The organism is Streptomonospora arabica (assembly GCF_039531585.1).
GTDB classification, from domain to species: Bacteria; Actinomycetota; Actinomycetes; order Streptosporangiales; family Streptosporangiaceae; genus Streptomonospora; species Streptomonospora halophila.
The window spans coordinates 313,224-328,454 of record NZ_BAAAQI010000001.1 but is presented as its reverse complement, the minus strand read 5'-3'; the positions used below and the strand labels follow the sequence as shown (position 1 = coordinate 328,454).

At 71.3% G+C, this 15,231-nt stretch carries 11 protein-coding genes and 1 pseudogene; 8 read left to right on the top strand and 4 right to left on the bottom strand.

Features of this window, described 5'->3' with window-relative positions; all coding sequences use genetic code 11:
* Positions 1 to 394 precede the first annotated feature (394 nt).
* From ABD284_RS01410 to ABD284_RS01395, 4 genes are all read left to right on the top strand, one after another.
* Positions 395 to 1,690: an extracellular solute-binding protein gene (locus ABD284_RS01410; RefSeq protein WP_344140089.1), complete on the top strand. Its 1,296-nt coding sequence runs from the start codon at positions 395 to 397 to the stop codon at positions 1,688 to 1,690.
* Positions 1,691 to 1,762: 72 nt separating this feature from the next.
* The gene (locus ABD284_RS01405; protein ID WP_344140086.1) at positions 1,763 to 2,650 is read left to right on the top strand and encodes a carbohydrate ABC transporter permease; all 888 of its coding nucleotides are present in this window, start codon (positions 1,763 to 1,765) and stop codon (positions 2,648 to 2,650) included.
* 3 nt (positions 2,651 to 2,653) lie between these two features.
* A complete protein-coding gene (locus ABD284_RS01400) occupies positions 2,654 to 3,538 on the top strand; it encodes a carbohydrate ABC transporter permease (RefSeq protein ID WP_344140084.1) in 885 nt (294 codons plus the stop codon).
* Between the two features lie 70 nt (positions 3,539 to 3,608).
* Complete coding sequence (locus ABD284_RS01395) at positions 3,609 to 5,012, top strand: glycoside hydrolase family 5 protein (protein WP_344140082.1); 1,404 nt, start codon at positions 3,609 to 3,611, stop codon at positions 5,010 to 5,012.
* A gap of 179 nt (positions 5,013 to 5,191) precedes the next feature.
* On the opposite strand, the gene ABD284_RS01390 is transcribed toward ABD284_RS01395, so the two are convergent.
* Together ABD284_RS01390 and ABD284_RS01385 are read right to left on the bottom strand one after the other, a co-directional pair.
* On the bottom strand, positions 5,192 to 6,871 hold the full coding sequence (locus ABD284_RS01390) for a tannase/feruloyl esterase family alpha/beta hydrolase (protein WP_344140080.1): 1,680 nt from the start codon (positions 6,869 to 6,871) through the stop codon (positions 5,192 to 5,194).
* 10 nt (positions 6,872 to 6,881) lie between these two features.
* The gene (locus ABD284_RS01385) at positions 6,882 to 8,768 is read right to left on the bottom strand and encodes a sodium:solute symporter family protein (RefSeq protein WP_344140077.1); all 1,887 of its coding nucleotides are present in this window, start codon (positions 8,766 to 8,768) and stop codon (positions 6,882 to 6,884) included.
* A 160-nt stretch (positions 8,769 to 8,928) separates the two neighbouring features.
* Between ABD284_RS01385 and ABD284_RS01380 the strand changes: the two genes are divergently transcribed.
* Positions 8,929 to 9,615, top strand: coding sequence for a TetR-type transcription factor C-terminal domain-containing protein (locus tag ABD284_RS01380; protein ID WP_344140074.1), 687 nt, complete (start codon positions 8,929 to 8,931; stop codon positions 9,613 to 9,615).
* A gap of 336 nt (positions 9,616 to 9,951) precedes the next feature.
* On the opposite strand, the gene ABD284_RS01375 is transcribed toward ABD284_RS01380, so the two are convergent.
* Complete coding sequence (locus ABD284_RS01375; RefSeq protein WP_344140071.1) at positions 9,952 to 10,689, bottom strand: SDR family oxidoreductase; 738 nt, start codon at positions 10,687 to 10,689, stop codon at positions 9,952 to 9,954.
* A gap of 778 nt (positions 10,690 to 11,467) precedes the next feature.
* On the opposite strand from ABD284_RS01375, the pseudogene ABD284_RS01370 reads away from it, so the two are divergent.
* A pseudogene (locus tag ABD284_RS01370) lies at positions 11,468 to 11,668 on the top strand (MerR family transcriptional regulator); the annotation flags it as partial.
* A 943-nt stretch (positions 11,669 to 12,611) separates the two neighbouring features.
* Positions 12,612 to 13,466: an SDR family oxidoreductase gene (locus ABD284_RS01365; RefSeq protein ID WP_344140068.1), complete on the top strand. Its 855-nt coding sequence runs from the start codon at positions 12,612 to 12,614 to the stop codon at positions 13,464 to 13,466.
* Between the two features lie 330 nt (positions 13,467 to 13,796).
* On the opposite strand, the gene ABD284_RS01360 is transcribed toward ABD284_RS01365, so the two are convergent.
* A complete protein-coding gene (locus ABD284_RS01360; RefSeq protein ID WP_344140065.1) occupies positions 13,797 to 14,030 on the bottom strand; it encodes an MBL fold metallo-hydrolase in 234 nt (77 codons plus the stop codon).
* Between the two features lie 493 nt (positions 14,031 to 14,523).
* Here ABD284_RS01360 and ABD284_RS01355 point away from each other — a divergent pair, with 493 nt between their 5' ends.
* Complete coding sequence (locus ABD284_RS01355; RefSeq protein WP_344140062.1) at positions 14,524 to 15,066, top strand: flavodoxin; 543 nt, start codon at positions 14,524 to 14,526, stop codon at positions 15,064 to 15,066.
* The last annotated feature ends 165 nt before the right edge of the window (positions 15,067 to 15,231 follow it).

Below are 15,231 nucleotides of genomic sequence, written 5' to 3'. Positions count from 1 at the left end.
GCTCATCGGCGACGCTCGCAAGCTCCCCGGCGAGATGTGCTGAACCCGCTGCGGCGCCGACCCCGCCGAGGTCGGCGCCGCAGCGGTGTCCGGTGCCCGCGCTCAGCGCGGCCGCCGCCGCGCGCGCCGACCGCCGCGCTCCGGTGGTCGGCTCCCCGGCCGCTCCCGAGGGGACGGGCGGGCCGTGCCGGGGCCCGGCCCTGGGGGTCCGTGTCGCGGCGACCGGTGACGGGGACCACACCACCCCCTTGACCCCCGCTCCGGCTGCGAATTAGTTTACTTCCAGTACAAATTAGGTGCGTCACAGGTCGATGGCTTTGCGTCGTCGGCCGCACCGTCGCCCTCATCCACCCATCGGCGGAGCGATGCCCTCACACGAGCACGAAGGACACACATGGCCAGGGAACTCTCCCGCCGCCGCCTGCTCTCCGCGGGATCGGCGGCCTCACTCGCCCTGCTGCTTCCCGGATGCGGGTTCGGCGTCGGCAGTTCTCGGCTGAGCGCAGGAGCCGCGATCTGGGACATCTCCACCGGCAGTGAGCAGAAGCTGCTCGAAGACGTGGTGAGGAGGTTCAACCGCCGCGCCGACGGCGCGCCCGTGGCCGCCCAGTTCTTCCAGAACGACCCCTACAAGAACCGTTTGCGGACGTCGATGATCTCCGGAACGCCGCCCGAGGTGTTCTACAACTGGGGCGGCGGCCAGCTCAAGGCCTTCGTCGACGCCGGAGAGGCCGCGGCGATCCCCCCGTCGGTCGCCACCGACCGCTACTTCCCGTCGGTGATGGAGGCGGTGACCTTCGACGGGCGCGTCTACAGCGTCCCCAAGTCGGGCACCGCGCCGAAGGTCTTCTTCTACAACAAGGACCTCTTCGCCGAGCACGGCCTCAGCCCGCCGGAGAGCTGGAGCGATTTGCTGGAGGTCGTCGGCGTCCTCTCCGGCGCGGGCCTGACCCCGATCTCCCTCGCGGGCCAGAACCTGTGGACGAACATGATGTACCTGGAGTACCTCGTCAACCGCGTGGGCGGGCGCGAGCCCTTCAGGGCCGTCGTGGCCGGCGAGTCCGGCGCGTGGTCGCACCCGGCCTTCCGGCAGGCGGTCGCCATGATCCAGGAGCTCGTCGACGCCGGCGCCTTCCCGGACGGGTTCGCGGCCCTGGACGCCGACACCAACCAGGACACCCAGCTCGTGTACTCGGGGCAGGCGGGCATGCTGCTCCAAGGCGCGTGGAACTACCAGCGCTTCGTCACCGACGCCCCGGACTTCGCCGGCGACAGCCTGGGCTGGTTCCCCTTCCCCGCCGTCGAGGGCGCCGGCGGCGACGCCGGCGCCGTGGCCGGAAACCTCACCAACTTCTACGCACTGAGCAGCGCCTCCCGCAACCGCGACCGGGCTGTCGCGTTCCTGGAGGAGGCGGTCATGAACGAGTACATGGTCGACCGGTTGATCGACCTGGGACTGGCGCCGCCGGTCGAGGGCATCGAGGACCGGCTGGCCCGAAGCGACCGCTCCGAATGGCTGCTGTTCATCTACCGGTTGGTGCGGGGCGCCTCCTACTTCGACCTGTCCTGGGACCAGGCACTGCCACCCGAGGTGGCCCAGGAACTGCTGACCAACCTCGGCCGCGTGTTCGCGCGGAGTATCACCCCCGATCAGTTCGCACAGAACATGAACCGCATCCCGAAGCGCTGAGCACGCTCGCCCCCGCGCCCGCGTACAGCGGGCCACCCACGCCGCCTCCCGCCCCCGACACAGGGGAGACTCGTGTCTGAACCACGTGATCGGAAAGCGCCGCTGCTGCTGATGCCGGCGCTGCTGTTCTTCTCCGTCTTCGCCCTCGGGCCGCTGGTCGCGGCCGTGTGCCTGAGCTTCCTGCAGTGGAACGGGATCACCCCGCCGCAGTGGATCGGGCTGGATAACTGGGCCCGGGCGCTCACCGACCCGCTGACCCTGGACTCCCTCCGGCTGACCCTGCTGGTGATCGTCCTGTCCTGGCTGCTGCAGACCCCGGCCAGCATCCTGCTGGGGGTCTTCCTGGCCGGCTACCAGCGCTACCGCGCCCTCCTGGGGATCGCCTACTTCCTGCCGCTGCTGTTCTCGGCCGTGGCCGTCGGCCTCATCTGGCAGGCGATCCTCAGCCCCCAGGGCGCGCTGAACTCCCTGCTGCGCTCGGTGGGCGCCGACGCCCTCGCCCAGCCCTGGCTGGGCGACCCCGGCACGGCGATCTACGCGGTCATCATCGTGATCGCCTGGCAGTTCATCCCGTTGCACACGCTGCTCTACCAGGCGGCGGTGCGTCAGATCCCGCAGCAGCTCTACGAGGCCGCGCGCATCGACGGCGCGGGCACGCTCCGGCAGTTCTTCTCCATCACCCTGCCGCAGCTCAAGTACACCCTCATCACCTCGTCGATCCTCATCGTCAACGGATCGATCACCTACTTCGACATCTTCTTCATCCTCACCGGCGGGGGCCCCGAGAACTCCACCCGGATCCTGCCGCTGCACATGTACATCACCGCTTTCCAGGAGACCCGGATCGGCTACGGCAGTGCGATCGCGGTCCTGCTGGTCGCGCTCGGGCTCGTCCTGTCCCTCGCGCTGCTGCGGATCTCGGGGTACTCGCGCATGGAGAGCCAGGCAGAGGGAGCGTGAGCCTTGGCAGGCACACACGGCGGTACCGCCGACCCGTCCGACGCCCGCGCCCGGCGGGCCGCCGGGCACCGACCGCGGCGGTCCTTCCCGCTGGTTCCGCTGATGGGGCTCGTCTGGTTCGCGGCGGCGTTCTACCCCGTCTACTACATGTTCATCAGCAGCCTGCGGGAGCAGGGCGACTACCTCGAAGGCAGCCCGTGGCTCCCGCCGCTGGACCCGGTCGTGGGCAACTACACGGAGGTCCTGCGCAGCGGGCTCGCGCTCTACTTCCTCAACAGCCTGTTCGTGGTCACCCTGTCGGTCGGCCTGATCGTCTTCGTCAGCTTCCTGGCCGCCTACGTGATCGCGCGCATCAGCAGCCGGGCCGTCCGCGCGGTCTTCACCACCTTCCTGATGGGGCTGGCGATCCCGCTGCAGGCGGCGATCATCCCCGTGTACCTGCTGATCGTGGAGCTGGGGCTGTACGACACCCTCTACGCCCTCATCCCGCCCCAGGTGGCGTTCGGCATCCCGCTGACGGTGCTGATCCTGGTGAACTTCATCCGCGACATCCCCAACGACCTCTTCGACGCGATGAGGATCGACGGCGGGGGGCACCGCCGGGCCCTGCGCACCCTCGTGCTCCCGCTCTCGCGGCCGGCCCTGGTCACCGTCGTCATCTACAACGCGCTGCAGGCGTGGAACAACTTCCTGTTCCCGCTGGTGCTGACACAGAGCGCGAACGTGCGGACGATCCCGCTGGCCCTGCAGCAGTTCCAAGGCCAGTACGGCGTCGACGTCCCCGGCCTGATGGCCGCGGTGCTCCTGTCCACGCTGCCGATCGTGGTGCTCTACATCGTCGCCCGCCGGCAGCTCCTGGGAGGTCTGACCGCCGGCTTCGGAAGGTGATTCGAACGGGTCGGCGCGTAGCGGGTGACCACGCCCGCGGCGGCCGGCCCACGGTTGAGAGGAGTCAGGTTTGACTGGCGACGCCCTGCTGTCCGTCCGCGGCTCGACGCTCGTGGACCGCAACGGCACCACTGTCGTCCTGCGCGGATTCGGCCTCGGCGGGTGGATGAACATGGAGAACTTCATCACCGGCTACCCGGCGAACGAGGAGGCGCACCGCCGCTCCGTCCGGCGGGTGCTGGGGGAGCGGCAGTACCACCTGTTCTTCGACCGGTTCCTGGAGTACTTCTTCACCGAGGAGGACGCGCGCTACATCGCCTCTCTGGGGCTCAACCTCGTCCGGCTGCCGATCAACTACCGGCACTTCGAGGACGACATGCGCCCCTTCGAGATCGACGAGTCGGGGTTCCACCACCTGGACCGGGTCGTCGACCTGTGCGCACGCCACGGCATCTACACGATCATCGACCTGCACGCGCTGCCCGGCTGCCAGAACCAGCACTGGCACTCCGACAACCCCACCCACCGCGCCCTGCTCTGGGAGCACAGGCACTTCCAGGACCGCGCGGTGCACCTGTGGGAGGCCATCGCCCGCCGCTACCGCAACAACCCGTGGGTGGCGGGCTACAACCCGATCAACGAGCCGGCGGATCCGAGCGAAGAGATGATCATGCCGTTCTACGCGCGGCTCTACGAGGCGATCCGCGCCCACGACCCCGACCACGTGATCTTCCTGGAAGGCAACCGCTACTCCCAGGACTTCCACATCTTCGGTGAGCCCTGGGAGAACGTGGTCTACACCAACCACGACTACGCGCTTCCCGGTTTCGTCGACGGAGGCCCCTACCCGGGGGTGAGCCGCGGCACCTACGTCGACCGCGACGTGCTGGAGGAGACCTTCCGGCGGCGCAGCGCCTACATGCTGTCGCGCGGCCTGCACGTATGGGTGGGCGAGTTCGGCCCCGTCTACACCGGCGACCCCGAGGCCGACGCGATGCGCTACCGGGTGCTCCGCGACCAGCTGGAGATCTACCAGCGCTACGGGGCCAGCTGGGCCGTCTGGCTCTACAAGGACATCGGCCTGCAGGGGGTGGCCTACGCCGCGCCCGACTCCCCGTGGATGCGCCGGGTCGAGCCGATGCTGCGCAAGAAGGCGCGGCTGGGCGCCGACTCCTGGGGCGGAACGGAGGAGGGCATCACCGAGGTCATGCAACCGATCCGGGACCTGTTCGCGCGGGAGTTCCCCGACTACGCGCCGTTCCCGTTCGGGGCCTCGCGCGACATCCAGCAGCTCGTGCGGCACATCCTGCTCTCGGAGCCGATGGTGGAGGAGTTCGCCGAGCTCTTCCGCGGGGTCACCGACGAGGAGATCGACACGCTGATGCGTTCCTTCCTGTTCGAGAACTGCCGCATCCGCACACCGCTGGCCGACGTCCTGGCCGAGCACTCCGGTACCGCCGCGCACGGAAGGTGAGCCGCGGCCCGCGCCCGGGTCGGCCCTGAAGGCGGCCGACCCGGGGCCTCACGCGTCGGGGTCTGCGAACCAACGCCGGCGGCTAGCCCCGGCACCGCGCCCGCAGACCCCGCACGCTGCGGCGGGCTATGCCGACGCCGGCGGCGGAGCGGCGTCCCGAAGCCGCCCCGCCGCCGGCGTCACCGCGTGCACACGAAGCTGTCGGCGCTGGCGGGGTCACCCGAGCGGTAGCGCGGCCACAGGGGGTACTCGCACAGGGGCCGGGACCTGCCGTCGTCGCCGGCGGTGACGACGGGATCGGTGGGCGGCCGGCGGTTCTCGACCCACCGCTCGAGAGCGGTGACCGAGTCCCAGGCGGCGGCGAAGGCGGGATCGCCGACGTTGGCGTGGTTCGCACCCGGCACGAGGTAGTAGCGCATGAACCTCTTCGTCTTCCGCGGCCCTACCGTGGCGACCACCCGCTCGTAGTAGTCGTTCGTCGACCGGTGGGAGACGAGCTCGTCCGCCGCACCGTGGATCAGCAGCAGTCTGCCGCCCGCGCGCCGGAACGGCCGCAGGTCCGCGTCGTTGAGGTCCTGCAGAGCCGAGAGGCGGCTGATCCGCTCCCGCCACTTCCCCGGGTGGCGCGGGTCGACGGACAGTGCGCTGCGGCCGGGATCGCGGGTCAGGAAGTACTTGACCCACTGGTCCCAGTACTGCATCCCGTAGCCGCTGGTCAGCGGCATGGGGTCCGCGGGAGCGGTGGTGCCGAACCCCAGCAGCGGTGTCCGCATGTCCGCGCCCGACAGGAACGGAAAGCCCGGATAGCTGCGCTCGCCGCTGGCGATCTCGTAGGGCCAGGCCCACTCCGAGGAGATGGCGCGCACCGAACCGATCTGGCGGTCGGAGAGGCACGCCGTTCCGGTGTCCTCGCCGCCCGGGCACCGCAGCTCGCGGGGATCGAAGTCGCAGGCCCGCACGTTCGAGACGATCCCGTCCTCCAGGCCGTCGAGGCCGTCGCAGGCCCCGACGGCGCTGTCGTAGAGCAGGCCCTGCTTCTCGGGCCCGGGGAAGGCGCCGGGTTCCGCCAGAAGCTGCGTCGCGTAGCCGAGGTAGAGCGCCTCCGCCAGGTTGTTCCATGCCGGATAGGCCGAGATGACGCCGTCGAAGGCCCTGGGCCACCGCTGGACCGCGGCCAGCGCCTCGCGGCCCCCCGTCGATCCGCCGGCGAAGTACGCGTGCTTCGGTTCGGCGCGGCGGCTCTGCCGGATCAGGAACAGAGCCGCGTCGTGGGTCTTCTTGAGCGCATCGCCGGTCGCGAAGTTCCGCAGCGCCTCGTCGTTCACGGCGAAGGAGCCGTCCAGTGACGGAACCGGGTGCATCGCCGGATCCGCCTGGTGCCCCGAGTCGCCGGCGTAGGTCGCATACCCGCGGGCCAGCGGGGTCGGCTCGTCCGCCGGCCCGAAGGGCACACCCGCTGTGACGTCGGGGACGGTGCCGTTGTAGCCGCCGCCTCCGAACATCATCGTCTTGCGGTTCCATTCCACCGGTACGGCGAGGCGCATCCCGATGTCCGGGGCCGAGGTGTCGACAGGGTGGAGCGCGGCGTCGATACGGCAGTAGCTCACGCTCTCGCGGCCGACGGCCTCCGTCACCGCCGAAGCGGCGGTGACGCTGCCGCCCCGTGTGGGCAGGCTGATGGCGGATGCGGGGATCTCCCGGCCTTCGAGCTCCGCGCACTGCGGGCGCTTCCCCTGCGGCCCAGCGTCCTCGACGGCCGGCCGGGCGGCCGCCGCGGTGCACAGGATGACGGCGGCGACCGCAAGCACCAGGCCGGTGCGCGCCGTGCCCGGTCCAGGGGTCGTGGTCCCCGGTCTCATGGCAGGCCCCCTACTCGCCGGCGCGCGTCGTCTGCGCGGATTCGCGGCCCGGACTCTCTTCGAGGTCGTGGCGGAGCCACGTGCGGTAGAGGGTCGTGTAGAGGAGCGGCGCCACCACCGCGGTCACCGGCCAGATCACGTAGAGGAAGACCGCCGTGGAGGTGGGCAGGCCGCCGAGGGTGCCCTCGCCGCCCAGCGCCGCGTGGGAGACGGCGAACAGCGCCGCGAGTGCGGCGCCGAAGACCGCCACCTGGCCGACCATGGACGGCGACCAGAGGTCGCGCCTGTTGAGCGAGCCCATCAGCATGAACACCGTCGCCAGCACGGGGACGGCGTAGTAGACCAGGTACCACTGGTCCAAAAGCATTCCGGCGGTCGCGGCCGCGATGGTGGCGAAGGTGGCGGCGACCAGGGAGTCGACGCGGCCCAGGCCCGCCGGGCGGTCGCCGGCCAGCTCGACGAACCTCTCCGACGACGTCCGGGAGGGCGCCGCCACCGAGACGGCGACGAAGAGGAGGATCCCGAGGCAGACGACCGCTCCGCCGGACAGCAGGTACGCCGGCAGGGTGACCACGCCCTCGGCTGTCAGCACGGTCAGCGCGAGGTTGGCGACGATGCCGAAGACGACCGCTGCGGTGGTCGCCGTCGCCGTGGCGCGGCGCCAGTACAGGCCCAGGACCAGCGGCCCGAAGATGGCGGCCGCGAACGCCGCCCAGCCGATGGCGCCGAGGATGAAGACCACCTGGGAGAGGTAGAGCGCGAAGACCAGCGAACACGCGACGACGAGTGCACTGGCCACGCGCGCCCAGAGGAGTTCCCTGCGGACGCGGATACCCAGCGCCCCGGTGACGTCGCGCATCAGGGCCGACGCTCCGACGGCGATGAAGGAGTTGGCGCTGGACATGATTGCGGCGAGCAGTCCGGCGAGCACGAATCCCGCGAACGTCGGAGAGACCATGTTGTCCAGGAACCAGGTGGCGGTGTTGTCGATGTTGTCCAGTTCGGGTGCCCGCCCGGCCATGGTCAGTCCGCGCGTCGCCAGCCCGACGCCGAGGGCGAAGAGGGTCGTCACGGCGTATGCCACTCCCGCGACCAGGGCGCCCCACTTCAGCTCGGTGGGCGAGCGCAGCATCAGGAACTTGGTGATCAGCTGCGGTTGTGCCGCGGCGCCGAGGACGGCCAGGATCACGAAGGCCCAGATCCACGTCAGCGGCTGGGTCGCGTCGATGCGCAGGAACGAGACGTCCTGGGCCGCGATGCTTTCGAGCATCGCCCCCCAGCCGCCGAGGGTGCTGGTGGCGACGAAGAAGACGCCGATGGACGTGGCCACCATGAGCAGGCCCTGGATGAAGTCCGTCCAGGCGCCGGCGAGCATCCCGCCGACGATCGTGTAGAGGGCGACCACGAGCGAGCCGATCAGGGCGCCGGTGGTCGTCGAGGTGTCGAAGATCAGGGCGACGATCACGCCGATGGCGGTCACCTGGGCGGTCATGTAGGCGACCGCTCCGATGAACATGGCGACCGACATGGCCAGATGCGCCGAGCGGCCCGGGTACCTGAGTCGGATGACGTCGGGAATCGAGTAGACGTCGTGCTCCCGGGCCAGCCGGTACAGCCGGCTTCCGAGCAGGAACCAGGACAGGGCGAAGGCCAGCGGCACGAAGAGCGCCGCCGCGACGATCGCCTGCAGGCCCCAGGCGTAGGTGTTGGCGGTGTGGCCGATCATGCCGAAGCCGCTCTGGATGGAGGCGAACGTACCGACCGCCATCACCAGGAAGCCCAGTGTCTGGCCCGCGACCAGGAAGTCCCTCGACGACTTCACCTTCGACCTCGCCCAGTAGCCGATACCGAGCATGAGCGCGAAGTAGATCAGGATGAACACGATCGCTGAGTTCATGTGAACCTCAATCCTCCTAGAGCCCGACCTCCCCCGTGCAGGCATGTCATACTACGCAGTATTATGTGTCCCAGGACACAATAGTCAACCATTCGCCAGTGTGGGCACTCTCAGCGGTAAAGGCGGTGGGGGCCACCGCCGGCCGCGAGGAGGGGGACCGTTGAGCATCAGCGCTCACGACACCGGGGCCGTTGGAAGGACGCCGGAGGCCAGGCACCGCATCCTGGACGCGGGCGCCGAAGCCTTCATGCGTCGGGGCTTCTCCAGCGCCACGCTCGATGACATCGCCGATCAGGTCGGAGCCACCAAAGGGCTGATCTACTACCACTTCCGGTCGAAGTTCGACGTGTTCCTGGCCGTCTACGAAGAGGGGATGCGGCGGGTCCGCGAACGCGTCGAGCCCCATGCGGCGAGCGGCGGCAGCGGGCGTGAGCGACTCGCGGCGATGTCCCGCGCCCATCTCCTCAACCTCATGACGGACCTCGCGTACCACCACGTGGTCCACCAGGGCGTACGCGCTCAAGACTCCTCGGAGCTGAAGATCCGCCAGCGCGACGCGCTGAGCGCCCTCAACGGGCTCAGGCGCGACTACGAGCACATGTTCCGCCGGGTCGTGGCCGAGGGCATGGCGGACGGCTCGCTCCGCCAGGTCGACGTCTCGCTGGCCGCCCGGACCCTGCTGAGCAGCCTGAACGCCGTCGACATGTGGTACCGGAAGATCGAGGACCAGCCCGCCGAAGAGGTGGAGGAACTGGCCGGCCACATCGTCGACCTGCTCGTCGGAGGCCTGTCCGCCGCACCCGGAACCCGGGGGGCTCCCCGGTCGGATGCCTCTGACCGGCGGTGACGCCGACCGCCGCCGTCTGTCCGGCCGGTCGCGGGTGCCCGATCCGAGCCCGGCCCCGCGCGTCCACGTCGATCAGCCCGACCTCGCCGTTCGGGCCATCCGGCGCGTCACCGACCGGGCCGCCGCCTGACAGGCCGCCCCGCCCGGGCCCGGCTCCCACCGCCTGCACGCGGCGGATCCGGTCGGCCATCTCCGAGACCTCGTCGGAGCCGTCGCCCGCGGGGTGGATGTCAACCCGGTCGGCCGCTCGCCCCTGGGCAGCGCCTCGGTCCGGGCGATCTCGTCGGAGACCGTGCCGGTTTCCGCGGGCGGCCGCGCAGGAGACGAGCCGGGGCCTCAGGCGAGCCCGCCGTTCACGTAGACGACCTGGCCGTTGACCCAGCGGGCCGGGCCGGCGAGGAACGCGACCGCCTCGGCGACGTCGTCGGGCGTGCCCAGGCGCTCGAGCGGGGCGGCCTTGGCGAGCTCGTCGACGGTCTGCTGGTCCTTGCCGTCAAGGAAGAGCGGAGTGGCGGTGGGACCGGGGGCGACGGCGTTGACGGTGATGTCCCTCCCGCGCAGCTCGCGGGCCAGGACCAGGGTCATGCTCTCGACCGCGGCCTTGGAGGCGACGTAGCCGCCATAGGTCGGGAACCGCGTACGGGTCACGGTCGTGGAGAAGTTGATCAGCGCGCCGCCCGCCCGGAGCCGGTTGGCCGCGAGCTGGGAGACGACGAAGGTGCCGCGGATGTTGGTCCGGTGCATGCGGTCGAGGTCGGCCAGGTCGAGGGTCGCGATCGGCGAGAGCAGCATGATCCCGGCGGTGTTGACGACGACGTCGAGGCCGCCCCACTCCTCCTCGATCGTGTCGAACCCGGCCGCCATCGCGGCCTCGTCGGCGACGTCGCCGCCGACCGTGATCGCCTGTCCTCCGGTACCGCGGACCTTCGCCGCCAGCTCCTCGGCGCGAGAAGCGTTGCCGGAGTAGTGGACCGCGACGGCGAAGCCGTCCTGGACGAGGCGCTCGACGACACTGCTGCCGATGCCGCCGGAGCCGCCGGTGACGAGAGCGACGCGCGCGGTGGTGCTGGTCATGGGGTGCTCCACTCGGCTGAGATTCGTGATGTGGACTGTCCGTCCATATAACCATGATATGGACGAGAAGTCCATATATCCCGCCCTGCGTCCTGCGGTGGCGCGAAGGCCGATGGGTCGACGGGTGCGGAGGGCGTGGGTCGGATCGTGTCCGGCTGCCCGGGCCGCCGGTTCCGCCGGCCGCCTGTGATCCGCCCGGCGCCCCGGCGCCCGCTTGCCCCGGCCGGGCGCTGCCCTGCACCGGCCGGGGTAAGCGTGTCGTGGTCTTCCCTCGCAACAACCGAAAAACTGTTGCGGCCGGAGTAGACATGCGCCGGGGAGGGTGCTAATTTTCCTGCTGTGGCCGAGAAAGCGGGCCGCGAACGGCCGCCGGCAGACATCGGCGGAGCAGGTCGGCCCGACCGGCGCACACGTGCGGCACGGCGCCGGGGGCCGGTAGGACCGCAGTAGGCGAATAGCGCAAGCGCAGGATCGCAACCGCAGTAGTGAAGCAGAAGTTGTCGAAGCAGTCGCCGTTGTGAGGACGACGAGAGGAGCGGATGCCATCAGGATCGCCCGCGCGAGGAACGTCGCCGCGCGGGTACCGCAGGACCCTGGTTCGAAAGAGGTGGTCCACGGTCAGACAACCGCGATCCCCGCATTCCCGGCGCCGCAGGCGCGGGAATCGGCAGGCCGGTCCCGCTGGGGCCGGTGCGTAGATGGTGTTGAACTCTCGGGCCCCGGCGCCGCAGTGGCGCCGGGGCCCTCGGTGTGCCCGCGGAGACGTCGACGGTGTGCGGTGACCGGTTCCGACGCCGCAGGTCGCCTTGATGACGACGACTCTCCCGCCTACACGAGGGGGCGGGCGGCGGAGGTGGCGGGCACCACGCCGGCGTTCCCGCGCGCGCCGGGTTCGGGCGGGCTGATCGAACCGCTGCGTTCGGCGGGCGGGCACCGGCGCTTCTCGCGCTATCGGGTGCGTACCGCGGCGCGCGCCCGGATCCGACCCAACCCGTAGGGCTGGTACTGCGGCCGCAGGCCCCCGCTGTCGCGGGTGCTCCACGCCGCGCGGCCTTCGCCTTGATGGGCGCCTGCGCTTCGCCAACGCGCAGGTCCCGCATCGACGCCCGCGGCGTACGCACCGCGCCCGGCGGGGATGAGCAGTCGGCGCGTACAGCCGGTGCCGAGACCGCCGAGCCGGAGGCGCCCGCCTGCCCCGCAACCGGCGCCCGACCCGGATCCGACATCGAAGGCCGGCCGCGGCTGCAGTGGCCGAAGCGGCGGTTGAGCCCGGACGGTCGTCGGCCGCAGCAGTCGGCGGCGCCTCGGTGAAGTAGGTGATTGTCACCGACGCGAACGCGGGTGCGTCTGCGCGATCGTCATGGCATGGCGACACGATCCCACGGCACGGCGGCTTACCGCCTCGCCCGCGGCTCGGTACCGGGTTCGCCCCGCACCCCCGGGCGCGGCCGTCGCCGCCGCCGGAACGCGGAACCCGCCACCCCTGACGATGACGACTCGATGAGCGATGAACCGCCTTCGCCGCTGTGCCCGCCCGGCCGGGCGGGCACAGCGGCGAAGGCGGCGATCGGCGGCGGCCCGGGGCTCGCCTCCGTCAACGCCACCGCGACGGCGGTGCGCGACAGCGCCGAAGGGGAATCAGGCCCTGATGAGCGGACTGGTCGACGCCGCACAGCAGTTGGGCGGCGCGATCGGGCTCGCCGCCCTCGCCGGATCGCCGTCGGCGCCGCGGGGACGCACGCGGGCGCGGACATCTCGTTCACGACCGCGTTCCTCGGCGCGCTCGCCTGCATCGCCATCGCTTTGTCGCTCGCCCGCCCCCGACCCGCGGCCGGCCTCCGGCCGCACGGACGCGCGCTGACCCCGGGACAGGCCTTGCCGAGAACCACGCCTCGGCGACACGACGGAAGGAACACCCGACGATGAACGCCCCTACTGTGCTCGTGACCGGTGCGACCGGAACCATCGGATCGACCCTGGTCCCCGAGCTGCAAGCCCGCGGCGCCGACGTCCGCGCCATGATCCGCGATCCCGACCGCCCCGTTCCCGGCGCCGAGAACGTCGTCGCCGACCTGCGCAACCCGGAGTCGGTCACCGCCGCGCTGAAAGACGTCGACGCGGCCTTCCTCAACAGCCCGTCGGCAGAGGACGCCGCCCCGCTGCAGACCCGGTTCGCCGCGTTGGCGCGCGGCGCCGGCGTGCACCGGCTCGTGGTGCTCTCCCAGTACGCGGCGCGCCCCGACTCACCGGTGCGGTTCCTGCGCTGGCACGCCGAAGTCGAGGCATACGTGCAGCAGTTGGGCCTGGACCACACAGTGCTGCGCCCCAACCTCTACATGCAGGCGCTGCTCGCCTTCGCCGGGACCATCGCCCAGGGCCGGTTCGCCGCGCCTGTCAGCGGTGCCGCCGTCAGCGCCGTCGACACCAGGGACATCGCGGAGGCCGCGGCGACGGTACTGACCGGCACGGGGCACACCGGCCGCACCTACACCCTGACCGGGCCCCGGGCCGTGACCCACGACCAGATCGCTCAGGCGCTGTCCACCGCCACCGGGCGCGACATCGCATTCCAGGACGCACCCGCCGACCACTTCGCCGCCGCACTGGAGGGCGTGCTCCCGCCGTGGCAGCTCGCCGGTCTGGTCGAGGACTACGCCCACTACGCCCGCGGGGAGGCCGCCGAGGTGCACACGTCGGTCGCCGACCTCACCGGGCACGCAGCACGCGACATCACCGACTTCGCCCACGACTACGCCGCCGCGTTCACACCGAAGTGACCCTCCCCGCGACCACCGATCGCCGACTTCTGTCCCTCCACCTCGCCTGTGAGGCGGTGGGAGGATGCCGGCAAGGGCTACTCCGGTCTCGGCTGGTGGTCGGCATGGACCTCGACCGGATCGGGATCGGAACCGCATGACCCGCGCCTCCTCCGGCGTCCGGAGTCCGGCGGGCGGCCGATTCCGCGGTCGCGGAGGACGACCACCGGACGGCGGTGCGGTCGCCCGGCGAGCGCCGGTCGCCGAAGCAGGGGAGCGGCGCCGCAGCCCTCGCCCCGGCGTGCCGTCGCCCTCGCCGGTCGGGCGCACGGGGCGTTGACCGCGGCCGGTTCAGGTGAACCAGCGCCGTGCCTGCCCGGCCAGCACGCGCTCGAACCGCTCGGGGAAATGCGCGCCGGAACCGAGCGTGGCCTCGTCCTCGAGCTCGCGGAACAGCCGCTCGCGGACCCGCCGGGCGAGGTCGGGGTCGACGTCTCCGATCGACTGCCGCGTGGGCTCGTCGAGCCGGACCGGGCAGACGATCGCATCGCCCAGCAGCAGCGCGCGCCGGCCCCGGGAGGACACGCGCCGCTCGCTGCCGTCCTCACCGGTGTCGGCGCGATACGGCGTTGACGCACCGGCGGAGCCCCTGCGGGCCCGGCGGGCGACACCGTCGAGCCTCCTCGGACGCCGGGGCGCAGCGCGCGGCCGGGGATCGTGACCTCGCTCAGCAGCGGCCCGCACACCGCGGCGAGGAACGCGGAACCCGCCGGCGCAGCGGCGCCCGGGGGCCCGGCACCGAGAACACGCGGAGGTCCATCGGGCCCGCGTCGGCGAGGCGCACCCGCCTGACGTGGGGATATGGGCCAATCTAGGACGGGACACCGGCGGGCCGACCAGGGCCGGCCGACCCGGCCGCCTGAACCGGCTGCCGCGGGGAGGGGAACATGGCGCGACCCTTCGGCGATCGGGGAGCGCATCGGGCCCGCCGAGGACGGCTCCCAGCGCCTACTCCAGCCGTCCCGCGGCCTCTTCGGCGCCTGGAACCTCGCGCATTACACCCGAAAGGAAGCCGTCCATGGAACCGGCGGAGGCCTCAGCCACCCTGCTCGCCTACTTCTCCCGTGCCGGGGAGAACTACTGGTTCGGGCGTCGCAGAGATCTCGCGGTCGGCAACACCCAGCAGGTGGCCGACACCGTCGCCGCCCTGTCCGATGTGGAGGTGTTCCGCATCGAGGAGGCCGAGCCCTACCCGCACGACTTCGACACCACGGTGGCGCGAAGCCAGCGGGAGCAGGACCGTGACGCCCGCCCGCTGATAACGGGCAGCCTGCCCGATCCCGCCCGCTTCGACACGGTCCTGCTGGGATGCCCGGTCTGGAACAGCCGCGCCCCGATGATCATGCACACGTTCCTCGACGGTTTCGACCTGTCCGGCAAGACGATGCACCCGTTCGTGACCTATGCGATCGGCGAGGGCCGGGTCTTCGACGACTACGCGGACCTCTACGTCGGCCGGGCGGTCATCGGCGAGGGACTCGCCCTCCGCGGGGAGGAGGTCGCCGACGCGGAGCCGGATATCACCCGCTGGCTTTCCGGCACGGGCCTCATCGAGGCGTGACCGGTGCCGTTTCGCCCGTACCGGCCGTCGCAGCCACCCGGTAGGCGCAGGCGTGCCGTGAAGGCTGCGAACCTCCGCATATCGTCGGCGTAGCGAGATCCCCGGACGCATCGGCCGCTCCGCGCCGCCGTGGCTTGCGAGACGACGCGAACTCCGCCATGGGCG